This is a genomic window from Paracoccus bogoriensis (genome assembly GCF_019431455.1).
GTDB classification, from domain to species: Bacteria; Pseudomonadota; Alphaproteobacteria; order Rhodobacterales; family Rhodobacteraceae; genus Paracoccus; species Paracoccus bogoriensis.
Map to the genome: position 1 here is coordinate 29187 of NZ_JAHYSR010000005.1, position 15594 is coordinate 44780.

15 protein-coding genes are annotated in these 15594 nt (G+C 66.3%); 3 read left to right on the forward strand and 12 right to left on the reverse strand.

Going from position 1 to position 15594, the window contains the following annotated elements:
- Positions 1-39: 39 nt before the first annotated feature.
- From KY389_RS03630 to KY389_RS03645, 4 genes are all read right to left on the reverse strand, one after another.
- Positions 40-264, reverse strand: coding sequence for a DUF1127 domain-containing protein (locus KY389_RS03630; RefSeq protein ID WP_219829445.1), 225 nt, complete (start codon positions 262-264; stop codon positions 40-42).
- A 117-nt stretch (positions 265-381) separates the two neighbouring features.
- Positions 382-2166, reverse strand: coding sequence for an SLC13 family permease (locus KY389_RS03635; RefSeq protein WP_219829446.1), 1785 nt, complete (start codon positions 2164-2166; stop codon positions 382-384).
- Between the two features lie 106 nt (positions 2167-2272).
- The gene (locus KY389_RS03640; protein ID WP_219829447.1) at positions 2273-3088 is read right to left on the reverse strand and encodes a TIGR00282 family metallophosphoesterase; all 816 of its coding nucleotides are present in this window, start codon (positions 3086-3088) and stop codon (positions 2273-2275) included.
- A 43-nt stretch (positions 3089-3131) separates the two neighbouring features.
- Positions 3132-3422 carry a DUF3572 family protein gene (locus KY389_RS03645; protein WP_219829448.1) on the reverse strand — a complete coding sequence of 97 codons (291 nt, stop codon included), beginning with the start codon at positions 3420-3422 and terminating at the stop codon, positions 3132-3134.
- Between the two features lie 111 nt (positions 3423-3533).
- Here KY389_RS03645 and KY389_RS03650 point away from each other — a divergent pair, with 111 nt between their 5' ends.
- The 3 genes from KY389_RS03650 to KY389_RS03660 all read left to right on the forward strand — a co-directional run bounded on the left by KY389_RS03650 (position 3534) and on the right by KY389_RS03660 (position 6106).
- Positions 3534-4925 (forward strand): diguanylate cyclase, encoded by a 1392-nt coding sequence (locus tag KY389_RS03650; RefSeq protein ID WP_219829449.1) that lies wholly within the window; start codon positions 3534-3536, stop codon positions 4923-4925.
- Positions 4926-5006: 81 nt separating this feature from the next.
- Positions 5007-5426, forward strand: a complete 420-nt coding sequence (locus tag KY389_RS03655; RefSeq protein ID WP_219829450.1) for a DUF983 domain-containing protein — start codon at positions 5007-5009, stop codon at positions 5424-5426.
- Positions 5423-6106 carry an NUDIX hydrolase gene (locus KY389_RS03660; RefSeq protein ID WP_246587924.1) on the forward strand — a complete coding sequence of 228 codons (684 nt, stop codon included), beginning with the start codon at positions 5423-5425 and terminating at the stop codon, positions 6104-6106. The genes KY389_RS03655 and KY389_RS03660 overlap by 4 nt, the downstream gene beginning before the upstream one ends.
- Here KY389_RS03660 and KY389_RS03665 read toward each other — a convergent pair whose 3' ends face one another.
- The 8 genes from KY389_RS03665 to KY389_RS03700 all read right to left on the reverse strand — a co-directional run bounded on the left by KY389_RS03665 (position 6107) and on the right by KY389_RS03700 (position 15475).
- Positions 6107-6877 carry an enoyl-CoA hydratase-related protein gene (locus KY389_RS03665; RefSeq protein ID WP_219829452.1) on the reverse strand — a complete coding sequence of 257 codons (771 nt, stop codon included), beginning with the start codon at positions 6875-6877 and terminating at the stop codon, positions 6107-6109.
- 68 nt (positions 6878-6945) lie between these two features.
- Positions 6946-7425: a cytochrome c-type biogenesis protein gene (locus tag KY389_RS03670; RefSeq protein WP_219829453.1), complete on the reverse strand. Its 480-nt coding sequence runs from the start codon at positions 7423-7425 to the stop codon at positions 6946-6948.
- Positions 7422-9389 carry a heme lyase CcmF/NrfE family subunit gene (locus tag KY389_RS03675; RefSeq protein WP_219829454.1) on the reverse strand — a complete coding sequence of 656 codons (1968 nt, stop codon included), beginning with the start codon at positions 9387-9389 and terminating at the stop codon, positions 7422-7424. The genes KY389_RS03670 and KY389_RS03675 overlap by 4 nt, the downstream gene beginning before the upstream one ends.
- 103 nt (positions 9390-9492) lie before the next feature.
- Complete coding sequence (locus tag KY389_RS03680) at positions 9493-10032, reverse strand: holin family protein (protein WP_219829455.1); 540 nt, start codon at positions 10030-10032, stop codon at positions 9493-9495.
- The gene (locus KY389_RS03685; protein WP_219829456.1) at positions 10023-10634 is read right to left on the reverse strand and encodes a holin-associated N-acetylmuramidase; all 612 of its coding nucleotides are present in this window, start codon (positions 10632-10634) and stop codon (positions 10023-10025) included. Before KY389_RS03685 ends, KY389_RS03680 begins: the two co-directional genes overlap by 10 nt.
- A gap of 93 nt (positions 10635-10727) precedes the next feature.
- Entirely contained in the window at positions 10728-11177 is a 450-nt protein-coding gene (gene ccmE, locus KY389_RS03690) for a cytochrome c maturation protein CcmE (protein ID WP_219829457.1), read from the reverse strand.
- A 25-nt stretch (positions 11178-11202) separates the two neighbouring features.
- Positions 11203-12015: a glutamate racemase gene (locus tag KY389_RS03695; RefSeq protein ID WP_219829458.1), complete on the reverse strand. Its 813-nt coding sequence runs from the start codon at positions 12013-12015 to the stop codon at positions 11203-11205.
- Between the two features lie 67 nt (positions 12016-12082).
- Positions 12083-15475: an indolepyruvate ferredoxin oxidoreductase family protein gene (locus tag KY389_RS03700; RefSeq protein ID WP_219829459.1), complete on the reverse strand. Its 3393-nt coding sequence runs from the start codon at positions 15473-15475 to the stop codon at positions 12083-12085.
- Positions 15476-15594 lie beyond the last annotated feature (119 nt).

Sequence of the window (15594 nt, forward strand, 5' to 3'; positions counted from 1 at the left end):
AAACCGGACCGCGGATGCGTGCTGGCGGATGCTGCGCGATCAGAGCGCGGCGGTGCCGCCCAAGATGCGGCGGATCTCGCCGTCGCGGGTCAGGCCCTTGGCGGCCAGTTCCTCGTCAGAAATCTCGCTGAGACGGCTCAGCGCGCGCATTTGCGGGCTGGCTTCGGCCAGCATGACCAAGAATCGACCGACAGCGCGGAAGGGCGCCAGAAGAACCGAGGCCGAGAAACCCTGCCCACGGGCATTGGTGGTGATGGTTGCCATTTCGGAAACTCCTTGCAGGTGACAAGCCGTTTCCTCCCCTGCGACCTAGATCGTGCGTCGCAGGGGGAATCGCAACCGCCGATGCTGCATGGCAGCATTGACCGACATGCAAGCCGCTCAGGGCGTCAACGGCCAGATGACGGGGATCAGAACCGCCGCGACCACCGCCATGATCAGGTTCAGCGGCACGCCGACCCGCAGGAAGTCGGCAAAGCGGTAGCCGCCCGGGCCATAGACCAGCGTGTTCGTCTGATAGCCGATCGGGGTGGCGAAACTGGCCGAAGCGCCCAGCATCACCGCCACGACCAGCGGTCGCGGATCAAGGCCGAGCGTATGACCAAGCGTGATCGCCAGCGGCGTCAGGATCACCGCGACGGCGTTGTTCGTCACCGTCTCGGTCAGGATCGAGGCCAGCAGATAGACCGCCAGCACCAGCGCCCATGGTGGAAGCGTCTGCAGCCAGGGCGCGACGCTATCCACGATCAGCGTGACGGCGCCGCTGTTTTCCAGCCCCGCGCCCACGGCCAGCATGGCAAAGATCAGCGCCATCAGACGGCCATCCACAAAGGACAGGGCCTCGTCGGCGTCGATGCAGCGCGTGCCCAAAACGATCCCCACCCCAATGAAGGCCAGAAGCAGGATCGGCGCGACCTCTAGCGCCGAAAGAAGCACCACCCCCAGCAGCACCGCCACCACGATGGGCGCGTGCTTGCGGCGATAGGCCCGGTCCGAGGGGGCGTTCACCTCGACCATATCCATGTCGGCGGCCAGGCGCTGGATGTCGGCAGGCGCGCCTTCCAGCAGCAGCGTGTCGCCCACGCGCACGACCAGATCGTCAAGCTGGCGGCCGATATTCTGGTTCTTGCGATGCGCGGCCAGCACATAGACGCCGTAGCGGCGGCGCAGGCGCATCGAGCCGAGGCTGCGGCCCACCATCCGGCAGCCCGGCGTGATCAGCACCTCGACCGTCGAGGTCTGGACCGAGCTGAGCTTGTCCACCATGCGCAATTCCTTGTGCGCCTGAAGGCCCAGAACCTCGGACATGGGGGTGCGCAGGACGACGCGGTCGCCCTCTTGCAGTCGAACCCCCGCCAGGTCACGGCGTAGCGAGGCATCGCCGCGCAGAACGTCGATCACCCGGGCGCTGTCGCGGCTGAAGATGTCCACCTCGTCGATCCCCTTGCCGATCAGGCTGGACCCTTCGGGAATGGCGACTTCGGTGAAGAACTTCATCTTGCTGCGGCCCGACAGAAGCTGCGACATGGAATCGCGGTCGGGCAGCAGGCGGGGCGCGAAGATCATCAGATAGAGCACGCCCACGATGGTCATGGGCAGCCCGACCCATGTGATCTCGAAAATCGAGAAATGCTGCATCCCCTGTGCGCGCGCCACGCCATCCACAAGCAGGTTGGTCGAGGTTCCGATCAGCGTCATCGTGCCGCCCAGGATCGACAGATAGGATAGCGGAATCAGCAGCTTCGAGGGCGACTTGCCCATTTCCTTCGCCAGCTGCATGAAGATGGGCATCATCACGACGACCAGCGGCGTGTTGTTCACGAAGGCCGACAACAGGCAGACCACGCAAGAGACAAGCGCCAGCGTCAGGACAGGATGATCGCCCGCATGGGCGGCCGCGCGCTGGCCGATCCAGTCCAGCGCGCCGGTCCGCACCAGCCCGCCCACGATGATGAACATGAAGGCGATGGTCCAGGGCGCGGAATTCGACAGAACCCCCGCGATCTGAGAAGGTTGCAGGATACCCAGGACCAGCAGCACCACGGCGCCGATGATGGCGGTGACTTCGGGCGGATAGGTTTCGCGGATGAACAGGACCAGCATCGCAAAGATGATGGCAATGGTCAGCAGCGCACCGGCAGTTCCGCCCAATTCAAATCCGAACATTCACGACCCATTATTGCAGACACAGCGCAACGGCCGGCCCCGACGGCGGCATCCTGCGCCAAGTGACCTTGCCGCCGCAAGCACCCAAATCATGCGGCGCAAGCCTTCATCCAGGCAGGCTTGGCGCCAGCCGGCCACCCTCGCGAATGGGCAGGATGCTGCGGGCAAGCCCGCTGCGATCATCTGTCTCGACCAGCACGCCCGCAAGCGTCGCCGCGCCTTCGGCCGGGGTGAAGCGGTCGCGCGCCATGCCGGTGACGAAGCGGCGCAAGGGCTCGGATTTTTCCATGCCGATGACGCTGTCGTAATCGCCGCACATGCCCGCATCCGACAGATAGGCCGTGCCGCCCGGCAGGATCTGGGCGTCGGCGGTCGGCACATGAGTATGGGTGCCCACCACAAGGCTGGCACGCCCGTCGCAGAAATGGCCGATGGCCATCTTCTCGCTGGTGGCCTCGGCATGGATATCGATCAGCGCTGCCTGGACCATTCCGCCCGGCGGGTGCGCCCTCAGCACCCCATCCAATGCCGAGAACGGATCATCATAGGGCCGCGACATGAAGACCTGGCCAAGCGCCTGCACGACCAGCGCCTTGCGCCCGCGGGCATCGCTGATGATCGCGTGGCCACGGCCCGGCGCCTCGCGTGCGAAATTCAGCGGCCGGACGATGCGCGGCTCGCGGTCGATGAAGGCGATCATGTCCTTCTGGTCGAAGGCGTGGTCGCCAAGCGTCAGGCAATCGGCCCCCGATTCCAGCAGAAGCTGCGCGTGGCCGGCCGTCACGCCGCGCCCGCCGCTGGCGTTTTCGGCATTCACCACCACCAGATCGGCCTTGAGCCGCGCCCTGAGGCCCGCCAGCCGCTCGGAAATCGCCCGGCGGCCCGATCGGCCCATCACATCGCCAAGAAAGAGAATACGCATCCCGCCCTGCTAAGCCAAAGCCGGCCGCGCCTCAAGGTCGCTTCTAGTCGGCCGCCCAGGCATGGCTGCCTGGCCCCGTCAGCAAGACCTGCGCCTCCATGATGTCGCGCGGGGACATGCCCGCGCTTTGGGCCACATCCAGAAGACGCGCATCTTCCTCGGCCAGGAAATCCAGCAGCGCAAGCTGTGCCGACCCGTCGCGCGCCATTCTGCGCAGATCGCCCGGCTGCAGACCGCTTGCGGCCAGAAAGGCCGACAGGATCTCGGGGCGTTCGGTAATGTGCAGAAGCAGCGCGGTGGCCCTGTCGCGGGCCTGGGATGCAGAAATCGGCATGATTTTTCCACTTTTTCGTGAGAGCGGCGCGGGGGCGCCCGCCCGGAAACACTTTGTTAAGGATTTCACCCGAGAATGACAGTCACATGTCATGCTGGCGAGGCCAAAAGGATGACCGCACGAATTCTGGTCGCAGATGGAGTCGCGACGACACGCATCACCCTCAAGGTGCGGCTGTCGGCGGCCTGCTATGACGTGGTCACGGCCACAGCGATCGACCAGATCGCGGGCCTTGTCGATGAGGTGCGTCCCGATCTGCTGATCCTGGGCAATGGCTTTCCCGAAAGCGAAGCGCTGCACATCTGCGAACTTCTTTCGCAAGCGGGGGCACATGCCACGATCCCGGTCCTGATGCTGGTGCCCTCCCGGTTGCGGCTGGCCGCCCTGCAGGCAGGTGCTGCCGCGGCGCTGGATCCCGACATCGACGACCGGATGTTGCTGGCCCGCGTGCGCGGCCTTCTGCGCGACAGCGAACCCGCCCTGCCCGTGGGGCCGGGGCTGAGCGAAAGTGCGCCACCGTTCGAGGGGCGGCAGTCCCCGCGCATCGTGCTTGTGACCGACAACCCGTCGCGTTCGCAACGCTGGCGGCAATTGCTGTCCGACCGGATCGAGGCGCGATTCGACATCCGCAACCCTGAAGAGACTCTGTCCGCGGTGCGACAGGGGCGGCCTGCGGATCTCTACCTCATCTGCGCCGATCTGGAGCAGCGCGGCGATGGGCTGCAATTGCTGTCCGAATTGCGCTCGCGTCATGGATCTCGGAATGCGGGATTCGTCGTCGCCATCGCCCCCGACCGGGGCGAGCTGGCGGCGATCGCGCTGGACCTGGGGGCGGGCGACGTGCTTCCCGACACCCTCGCGGGCCCCCACGAAATCGACGCCGCCGCCATGACCTTGCGGATGCAGCTGGCGCGCAAGACGCGCGGGGACCGCCAGCGCGCCGAAGTGCACCGCCACATGATCTGGGCGATGACCGATCCCCTGACCGGCCTCTACAATCGCCGCTACGCCCTGCCCCGCCTGTCCGAGATCGCGCGCGATGCGATCATGCGCGATCGTCCCTTTTCGATCCTGGTCATGGACCTCGATCACTTCAAGTCGATCAACGACCGCTTCGGCCATGCGGCAGGCGACGCGGTCCTGGTGGCGGTTTCGCAGCGCATCACTGACGCGCTCGGCGCCGAGGGCATGGCCGCACGCATGGGGGGCGAGGAATTTCTGGCCGTTCTTTGTTCCTGCGACGGCCCTGCGGCCGAGGCAATTGCCGAACGGCTGCGCCGTGACGTGCAGGACAGACCGATTGCGCTGCCCAGCCTGTCGGGCGGAGGTCAGGCGCAGGTCACGGTCTCGATTGGCGTGGCGACGGCCCGGCACTCGGATCGCTACGACTGGCCCGAACGGCTTGCGCGCGAGACGCTGGAGCGCGCCGACCGCGCCTTGCTTGCCGCGAAGGCTGCCGGGCGGAACAGGATCGTCATGTTCGAACCCGCCCATGCGGCCTGAAGGACTGCGACACAAGGAGGGCTGGCATCGCCGCTTCGCACGTCCTAACCTTCCGCGCAGCACGATCAGGGGATGAAGGCAATGACGAACGGCGCTTTGCGTGAGATGGCCGCAAGCGGAGATGACCGAGCGACCGGGCTTGCGATGCGGCGCGGCGCGCTCGGCCGCTGCCCGGCCTGTGGCCAGGGAAGGCTCTTCAGCAACTTTCTCAAGGTGGCCGATCATTGCCCCGTCTGTAACGAAGCGCTGCACCATCAGCGCGCCGATGACGGACCGGCTTATCTGACGATCCTGATCGTTTCGCACCTGGGCGCTCCGATCCTGCTGGCCGCCTACATGGCGTGGCGGCCAAGCGCGATGACGATGATCCTGTCCTTCGGCGCCGGCGCGATCATCCTGTCCCTGGCCTTGCTGCCCGTGATCAAGGGCGGCATGGTCGGCCTGCAATGGGCGCGCCGGATGCATGGATTCGGGTCCGAGCCCGATCGGGCAGCGCGATGACCGAGGGTGATCCCCCGATCCGCGACGCGGCCAGCATCCTCGTGCTGCGGCGCGGCCCAAAGGGCGCGCATGTGCTGATGGGAATGCGCGGCCAGGCCGCGGCGTTCATGCCGTCGAAATTCGTCTTTCCGGGCGGCGCGGTGGACCCGGACGACGCCGCGATCCCTTTGGCCCGGCCCCTGGCGCAGCCCCATCGCGACCGCCTGCTGGCCGAGCCGCGTGATGGAACGCCCAGCCCGGATGCCATCGCCGCAGCCGCCCTGCGCGAACTGGCCGAAGAAACGGGGTTGCTGATCGGCCGATCCGGCAGCGGCGGACCAGCGGGCTTTGCCCAGGCAGGGCTGGTCCCCGATGCGGGGGCCCTGTCCTATCTGTTCCGCGCGATCACGCCGCCCGGCCGGCCGCGCCGGTTCGACGCGCATTTCTTTGTGGCCGACGCTGCCGACATCGCGGGTGATCCCGACGACTTCAGTGCCGCCTGCGACGAGCTTTCGCATCTGCACTGGGTCGCCCTGGCCGAAGCCCGGTCGCTGGACCTGCCCTTCATCACCGAAGTTGTTCTGGCTGAACTGGCAGAACTGGCCGGTCGGGCGCGGTGGGACGAGCCTCTGCCCCTGCCCGCCAGCGTGCCCTTCTTCGACAATCGCGGCCACGCGCCGCGCCTTGTCCAGATCGCCTGATCAGCGGCCCTGAAAACGCGGCGCCCGCTTTTCCAGAAAGGCGGTCACGCCCTCGACGAAATCGGCGCTGCGACCGGCCTGGCCCTGGAGCCGCGCCTCAAGCTCAAGCTGCGCCGACAGCTCGTTCTGGGTCGAGGCCGCCAGCGCCTCGCGGATCGCGCGATAGGCCCCGGTCGGCCCCGAGGCCAGATGCCGCGCACGGGCCGTCACCCCGGCCTCGAAATCGGCATCGGGCAGGCATTCCCAGATCATGCCCCAATCGGCGGCCTGACGGGCGGTGATTGTCTCGGCGAAAAGCATGGCCCCCGCCGCACGCGCCAGGCCGATCAGGCGCGGCATCATCCAGGTGCCGCCCGCATCGGGCACCAGCCCGATCCGCGTGAAGGCCTGCACGAAAGAGGCGCTTTCGCTGGCGATGACCACATCCGCAACCAGCGCCAGATTGGCACCCGCCCCCGCCGCCACCCCGTTGACCGCCGCGATCACCGGCACCGGGCAGGCCCGGACCGCGTGCAGCATCGGTTCGTATTCGCGCCGCAGCGTCTGCTCCAGATCGTGCGCCGCCGAGGCGTCTGTCAGATCCTGGCCCGAGCAGAAGCCACGCCCCGCCCCCGTCATCACCACGCAGCGCGTGCCTTGGGGCAAATCGCTCAGGGCTGCGGTGATCTCGGCCCGCATGGCGCTGTTCAGCGCGTTCATCACCTGCGGCCGGTTCAGCACCAGCCGGGTCACGCCCGCATCGTGGCTCAGCGCGATCGTCTCTTGGGTCATGCGGTCCTCCGTTCGTCATGTCTGGCGATCATGCGCGAAACGAAGCCCGGGAAAAGCGCGACCCCGCGTCAGTTGCCGCGCATGATCTCGTCAAGGCGGCGACGTTCGGCCTCGGAGAGGCGGGCAGGCTCTTCGGGCCGGGCCTGGGCGCGGCTGGCCAGAAAGCGCCAGGCGACGATTATCGCGATCATCCCCATCAGGGGCGCCGACAGCCAGAGCAGCCAGTTGATCCCCTCGGCGCGCGGCTCGAACAGGACATATTCGCCAAAGCGGTCGGCGACATTGTCCAGAACCTCGGCGTCGTTGTCACCCGCGACCAGCCTTTCGCGGACATAAAGCCGCAGGTCACGGCTGATCGGCGCGTTCGATTCGTCGATGGTCTCGCCCGCACAGACCGGACAGCGCAGCTTCTGCGACAAGGCGCGGGCGCGGCTTTCCAGATCGGCATCCTCCAGCACCTCGTCGGGCTGGACCGCCATGACGGGCGCGGCGGGCGCCAGAGCCAGCGCCAGCGCCAAGGCCAGCGTATGAAGGACCGCGCGCCTCATTCCGCCGGCACCGCGCCACGAGGGCGCGCATCGCGCGCAGCCCCCGCCGCGACCCGATGGCGGCGGTCGGTCAGGCTGATCAGCCCGCCGAGCGCCATCAACATCGAACCCGCCCAGATCCAGCTTGCAAAAGGCCGGATATAGCCGCGCACCGCCCAACCGCCATCGGGCTGCTGGTCGCCCAGGACCAGATAGATATCGCGAAAGAAGCCGTAATGGATCGAGGCCTCGGTCGTCGGCATGTTCTGCACCGTATAGACGCGCTTTTCCGGGTTCAGCATGGCAACCGGGCGCCCGTCACGCGTGACTTCCAGCCTGCCCATGGCCGAGATGTAATTCGGCCCGTCCACGCGATCCACCGAGCGCAGCACGATCTCGTAGGGGCCAAGCGGATAGGGTTCGTCGATCTGGGCGACGCGGATGTCCTCGACCTGCCAGGCGGTGATCAGGGCGATGGCGATGAAGGTGACGCCCAAACCCGCGTGAGACACGGCCTTGCCCCAATCGGCGCGTGGCAGGCGCCTCAGCCGCGACAGGCCGGAACTGCCTGTGCGGTGGACCAGTTCGGCGATCGCGCCAAAGACCAGCCAGGCCCCCAGCCCCGCCCCGATCACAGCCAGCGCCGAACGCCCGGTCGAGACCGCGAAGACCAGCGCCATCACGGCCGCCGTCAGCACCAGCGCGCCGCGCAGCGGCCGCAGGCTGCGGCCGAGGTTGCCGCGTTTCCACGGCATGATCGAGCCGATGGGCAGCACCAGCGCCAGCACCACCATGAAGGGCGTGAAGGCCTGATTGAAGAAAGGCGGCCCAACCGAGAGGATGCGCCCCCAGAGCATCTCTGCGATCAAGGGCCACATCGTGCCGACAAAGACCACGAAAGCCGACACGGACAGCAGCACGTTGTTCAGCACCAACGCGCCCTCTCGCGAGATGGGCGCAAAGACGCCCTTGGCCGTCATCCCGGGCGCGCGGATCGCATAAAGCGTCAGCGCGCCGCCCACGAAAAAGACCAGGATCGCCAGGATCACGATGCCGCGCTCGGGGTCGTTGGCGAAGCTGTGGACCGAGGTGATCAGCCCGGACCGCACGATGAACGTGCCGATCAGCGAGAATCCGAAGGCCATGATCGCCAGCAGGATCGTCCAGCTTTTCAGCGCCTCGCGCTTTTCGACGACGATGGCGGAATGCAGCAATGCGGCGGCCAGCAGCCAAGGCATGAAGCTGGCGTTTTCCACCGGATCCCAGAACCAGAACCCGCCCCAGCCCAGCTCGTAATAGGCCCACCATGACCCAAGCGCGATGCCGATGGTCAGGAACACCCAGGCCGCCAGAGTCCAAGGTCGCACCCATCGCGCCCAGGCAGCGTCCACCCGCCCCTCGATCAGGGCGGCGACGGCAAAGCTGAATGCCATCGAAAGGCCAACATAGCCGAGGTAAAGAAAAGGCGGATGGAAGGCGAGGCCCGGATCTTGCAGCAGCGGGTTCAGGTCGCGCCCGTCAAAGGGCGGGTTGCCCATTCGCCAGAACGGGTTCGACGTGAAGATGATGAAGGCGTAGAAGGCCGCCGTGACCGAGGCCTGCACCGCCAGAACCCGCGCCCGCAAAGTGGGCGGCAGGTTGTTGCCGAACAGGGCCGCCGCCGCACCGAACAGGGCAAGGATCAGCACCCACAGCAACATGCTGCCCTCGTGATTGCCCCAGACACCGCTGATCTTGTAGATCAGCGGCTTCGACGTGTGCGAATTCGCGTGGACCAGCCTGACCGAGAAATCCGAGGTCACGAATGCCATGGTCAGTGCGCCGAAGGAAATCAGCATCAGCATCAACTGCGCCAGCGCCGCGGGCCGGGCGCTGTCCATCCAGCCGTGCCAGCCTTTTGCCGCCCCGACCATCGGCACCGTCATCTGGAACAGCGACAGCATGAAGGCCAGGATAAGGGCCAGGTGGCCGAATTCAGCAATCATGGGGGCAACCTCTGTGAATGCCGGGCAGCATAGCCGCCCGGCAAGGGAGGCGAAAGTCCTCCCATGGTCGCCCTGTCGCGGAAATGAAGCGCGGGGCTGCGTCCTAACGGCGCAGCGAGGCCGCCCAGTCCCGCAGCGCGGCATTGTCGGCGAAATCGTCTGTTGGCCGCCCCGCGACCGTGTGATCCGCTGCCAGAGCGCCAGCGGCAGGCGCTTCGGTTCGGTCGGGCTGGCGGACTGGCCAGACACGGTTCCGCAGGTAATGCGCCTCGCGCGCGCCGAAGTAGAAGCCGACGATCGCCCCCAGAAGCCACCAGAGCGGTTCGGGCACCATCTGAAGCCCCTGCATCCGCAGGCCGAAGCCATCAGGCTCGACCATCGCATAGATGAACAACCCCATCGTCCCAAGCGCCAGCAGCGGACGCGGCAGCCGGTTCAGGCCGTTCACGAAGGCATCGAAACGTCCTTCGCGCTGGATCAGGAATTCCTGGCCGTGCTGGGTCAGGGCACGAGCATGGGCTTCCTCGTCCAGCTCCATGCGGCGAGTGGCGTTGCGGGTAAAAACCTCGGCCATGCCGGTTGCGGCGTGGCCAAGCGCTGTGACGGTGGGCGCTGCGCCCAGGATACGGCCCATCACCCCCATGCGGCGACCCTCGCACGATGCTGCGCCGCCGTCAGGTGATAGCGGGGCGAGATGAATTCCTCGGCGCGGGTAATCCAGCCGCCCTTGCCCCCGGATTTGGTGCGCGCGAATTTGCGACTGGCCGGGCGCTGATCGGCCAGCGCGTAGTAATAGTTGCGCCGCGCGATCCCGTAGGCATCCGCCAGATGGTCAGGCGCGGCCTCGGCGGCGGCGCGGGCTGCCGCGATGGTCAGAGGGCCCACGATCCCGTCATCTTTCGCGGCGAACCCCATCCGGGTAATCAGGCGCTGCAGGATCTTCACCGCGTTGGTGCCGGCATTCACATACATGTCGAACAGGCTTGGCTGCAGCGCGACCGGCAATTCGCCAAGCCTGGGGCGGCGGAAGTAATGTTCGACAAGGATCTGCTCGGCCTGGGCGCGGGTCAGGGCGCGCACGTCCTGCACATCGATCCGCCCGTCCTTGTTCAGATCCAGCCCGAGCGAGCGCATCGTGCCGATGGTGACGCCGAAATTCGTGGCTCCGCCCGGATCATCCGGATCATTGACGAAGCCCCCCTCGCGACGCACGATTTCTCGCGCGATCTCTTCCACGCTTTTCATGGCAATCCCCGTGAAACCCGCCGCGCGCAATCGCGGCATCGAGGGATGCTGCCGGGAAGGGCTTAACCCTTTCTTAACCCGCCGCGCGTTGCCTCAGCTTTCGGGATCCTTGTAATGGCCCGTCGCCTTGAGCGTTTCGATCACCTCGCGCGGCATGTAGGTCTCGTCATGCTTGGCCAGGATCTCGCGTGCCTCGAAGCGTCCGTCGCGATACCAGCCCTTGGCGATGGTGCCCTGCCCCTCGCCGAAGAGGTCCGGGCGCGGAGTCTGCCCCACGTAAGAAACCGGGATCTCGACCGCGCCATCGGTCAGCACGAAGTCAAAGGCAACGCCGGTGCCGTTCACGATCGAACCTTCGACCACCAGCCCGCCAAGCTGGAAGAACTCGTCCGGGTCGGGCGGGGCCTCGCTGACCTGGCTGGGCGAGCGGTAGAGGTTGATGCCGTCGCTGAACCCGTATCCGATCAGCCCCGTGGCAACGATCAGCGCGGCGGTCGCCGCGAAGATCACCTGGATCCGGCGCTGTTTCTTCAGGGATTTCATGCCCGCCATACGGCCCTCCGTTTCGTCACGCCGCCTCGAAGCGGATCGGTCGGCGCATGAATTGCGTGGCTTTGCCCGACACGCGCACCGGGTCGCCGGTCGTCAGATATTTGCTTTCGCGCCCCTCGCCCAGGAATTCCGGGCGGCGCCGAAGGTAATCGGCCAGGCTCTCCGCCACCAGCCCGGCCTGACTGTAAACGGTCACGTTTTCGCCAAGAGCGCGCTGGAAGGCGGCTTCCATCAGCGGGTAATGCGTGCAGCCCAGAATGGCCGCCTGCGGATGGGGCATACGACGCAGAAGCGATTCGACATGGCTTGTGACCAGCGCCTCGGCCAGAATCTCGTCGCCCAATTCGATCGCGTCCACGATCCCGGCGCAGGGCTGAGCCTCGACATCGACGCCGACCGCGCGAAAGGCCAGTTCACGCTGGAACGCGCGGCTGGCCACCGTCGCAGGCGTGGCGAACAGGGCCACATGCTTGACGGCAACCTCGCGCGGGGGGGAATTGTCGCCCCAACGGCGCTCGGTCAGAGCCTCGATCATCGGCACGAAGACGCCCAGAACGCGCTTGTCCTCGGGCAGCCAGGTCTCCTGAATGCGCCTCAGGGCTGCGGCGCTGGCCGTATTGCAGGCCAGGATCACCAGATCGCAGCCTTCGGCCCACAGCCGCTCGACGCCGCGGCAGGTCAGATGGAAGATGTCGTCGGCTGTCCGCACGCCATAGGGCGCGTTGGCGTTATCGCCCAGATAGACCAGGGGCAGGTCCGGCAGACGTGCGGCGATGGCCTGATGGACCGTCAGCCCGCCCAGACCGCTGTCGAAAACCCCCACTGCCATGTTCCGTCCCCTTGCTGTCGCGTGACGCCTTCATAAGCCGCCACACGCGCTTTGCAAATGATCTGGATCATTCGGCAGCCTGCCGAAACGGTGCACCCCCTGCCCTGAACTGCGCCAACAGCGCCTCGCGCCGGGCCGAGGCCTCTTGCGCGGCCTTTTCCTTGACCGGACCATAGCCGCGCACCGACAGGGGCAGTTCCGCCAGTTCCAGCGCGACGGGCATCGTCGCCTCGGTCACATGGGCGAAGATTTCGGCCATATCGGCCTCGTATTCACGGATCATCCGACGCTCCATCCGCCGCTCGGCCGTGTAGCCGAACGGGTCGAAGGGCGTGCCGCGCAGCCCCTTCATCGCCGCCAGAACGCGGAAGACATGCAGCATCCAGGGCCCGAATTCGCGCTTCTTCGGCCGCCCCTCGGCATCCTTGCCGCCCAGCATCGGCGGGGCCAGATGAAAGGACAGGCGCAGATCGCCCTCCCACTGGCGGGCGACGGCGTCGGCGGTGCTCAGATGCAGGCGGGCGACCTCGTATTCGTCCTTGTAGGCCAGAAGCTTGTAGTAGCTTTTCGCGACCGCCTCGCGCAGGGGCGCCGGGGCGGCATCGACCAGCTTCAGGAACCGCCGCTTCAGCCGCTTGCCCTGATAGGCGACCAGCCGCTCGGCGCGGTAGGCCACCGGATCGGCGGGCAAGGCCGCCACCTCGGCCGGGCGCTGCGCCTGGTCGGGGAAGGCCATCGCCCAACGCCCGATCTGGAAGGCGCGCTGGTTCTCGGCCACCTTGGCGCCGTTCAGCTCGATCGCTTTCAGGATCGCCGCTTCGGTCAGCGGGATCAGCCCCTGCTGCCAGGCCGCGCCCAGGACCAGCATGTTGGAATAGATCGAGTCCCCCAGCATCCGCAGCGCCAGATCGCTGGCATCGAAGAACGCCACCCGCTCGCGCAGGCGCGCCTGAAGCGACAGTTTCAGCCGGTCGGACGGCACCTGGAAATCGCGGTTGCGGGTGAAATCGCCGGTGATGATCTCGTGATCGTTCACCACGGCGCCGGTGCGCCCCTGGGTCATCAGACCGACGGTCTTGGCGCCCGCCGTCACGACCAGATCGCCGCCGATGACGCAATCCGCCTCGCCGGTGGCCACGCGGATGGCGCTGATATCTTCGGGGCGGTTGGCCAGACGCAGGTGGATATGCACCGCGCCACCCTTCTGGGCCAGACCCGCCATCTCGATCATCCCCGCACCCTTGCCGTCGATATGGGCGGCCTGCGCCAGCACCGCGCCGATGGTCACGACGCCCGTGCCGCCCACGCCAGTGATGACGATGTTGTGTGTGCCGCTGATCGCAGGCAGCGCAGGCGCAGGCAGCGGCGGCAGGTCCAGGGCCTCGGCCTTGGGCCGGCGCAGCTTGCCGCCCCTGACCGAAACAAAACTGGGGCAGAATCCCTTGACGCAACTGAAATCCTTGTTGCAGCTCGACTGGTCGATCTGGCGCTTGCGGCCCAGTGCCGTGTCCAGCGGCACGACCGAGACGCAATTCGACTGGACCGAGCAATCGCCGCAGCCTTCGCAGATTTCGGGGTTGATCCAGACGCGGCGGTCGGGGTCGGGGAATTGCCCCTTCTTGCGGCGGCGGCGTTTTTCGGCGGCGCAGGTCTGGATATAGAGGATCGCACTGACGCCCTTGACAGCCTCCAGTTCGCGCTGGACGGCCAGGATCTGCGCACGCTCTTCGAAACGCAGGCCCTGCGGGAACTGCGCACGGTCGATGTCTTCCTTTTCGTCATAGACGACGACCAGCGGGCGGACACCCATTGCAATCAGCTCGCGCGCGATCTGAGGGGCGGAAAGCCCGCCCTCGTTGGGCTGGCCGCCGGTCATCGCCACCGCGTCATTGTAGAGGATCTTGTAGGTGATATTCGTCCCCGCGGCCAGAGCCGCCCGGATCGCCAATATCCCCGAATGATTGTAGGTTCCGTCTCCAAGATTCTGAAATACATGTTTTCTTTTACTGAATGGCGCCTCGCCGATCCAATTTGCGCCCTCGCCGCCCATATGGGTGAAGCCCTCGGTGTCGCGGCCCATCCACTGCACCATGTAGTGACAACCGATCCCGGCATAGGCGCGGCTGCCCTCGGGCAGGCGGGTCGAACTGTTGTGCGGACAACCAGAACAGAACCAGGGCGTTCTGGTCGCAATCTCGGGGGCATTGTCGGCTCGGCACGCGGCTTCCAGCCGCGCCAGCCCCGCCCGGATCGCCTCGGTGCCGCGACCTTCCTCGACAAGGATCGCACCGATCTTCTGCGCGATCATGACCGGGTCGAGCGCATAGCGCGTGGGAAACAGTTCCTCGCCCGTGCGATCATGACGCCAGCCGTGGACACGGCGGCCGCGGCGATTGTCGAAGATCGCCTCTTTCAGCTGCACTTCGATCAGCTTGCGCTTTTCCTCGACGCAGACGATAAGTTCAAGATTTTCAGACCATTCCTGAATAGACTTCATATCCATGGGCCAGGTCTGTCCGACCTTGTAGGTGGTCAGGCCAAGCCGCTCGGCCTCATGCTCGTCGATGCCCAGCAGCGACAGGGCATGGACCAGGTCCAGCCAGTTCTTGCCCGCCGCGACAAAGCCGATCCGCGCGCCGGGCTTGCCCCAGACCCGCCGGTCGATGCGGTTGGCGCGCGAGAACGCCTCGGCCGCCCAACGCTTGTGGTCGATCATCCGGGCCTCTTGCGCGACGGGCGTGTCGCCCAGGCGGATGTTCAGCCCGCCTTCGGGCATGGCGAAATCTTCGGGAACGACGAAGCGCATCCGGTGCGGGTCGCCATTGACCACGGCGGTCGCCTCGACCGTATCCTTCATGGTCTTGAGCCCGGTCCAGACGCCCGCATAGCGCGACAGCGCAAAACCATAGAGCCCGAAATCCAGGATCTCCTGCACGCCGGCGGGCGACAGGACAGGGATATAGGCATCCACCATGGCCCAGTCGGACTGGTGCAGCACGGTCGAGCTTTCGCCCGTATGGTCGTCGCCCATCGCCATGACGACCCCGCCATGACGCGACGACCCGGCCATGTTCGCATGGCGCATCACGTCGCCCGAACGATCAACGCCCGGCCCCTTGCCATACCACAGCGCAAAGACACCGTCATAGCGCCCCTCGCCGCGCAGTTCGGCCTGCTGGCTGCCCCAGATCGCGGTCGCGGCCAGATCCTCGTTGAGTCCTGGCTGAAAGCGCAGCCCGGCCTCGGCCAGCCGCTTGCCCTCGCGCATCATCGCCAGATCGACCCCGCCAAGCGGACTGCCGCGATAGCCCGTGATCAGACCCGCCGTGTTCAGCCCCGCCGCCTTGTCGCGTGCCGCCTGCATCAGCATCAGCCGCACCAATGCCTGCGTTCCGTTCAACAGGACAAATTCCCTTGACAGGTCGAAACGGTCGGCTAGCGAAAATTCCTGCTTGCTCATCCTGCACTCCTCCAATGCCTGATGCCCCATGCACGAGTATAGGTCAGAAAAGCTGACCGACAAAGACATAAATTCTTGACTTGACGCGAGAGGGTTCCGACTTCAGTGAGAAGCAAGAC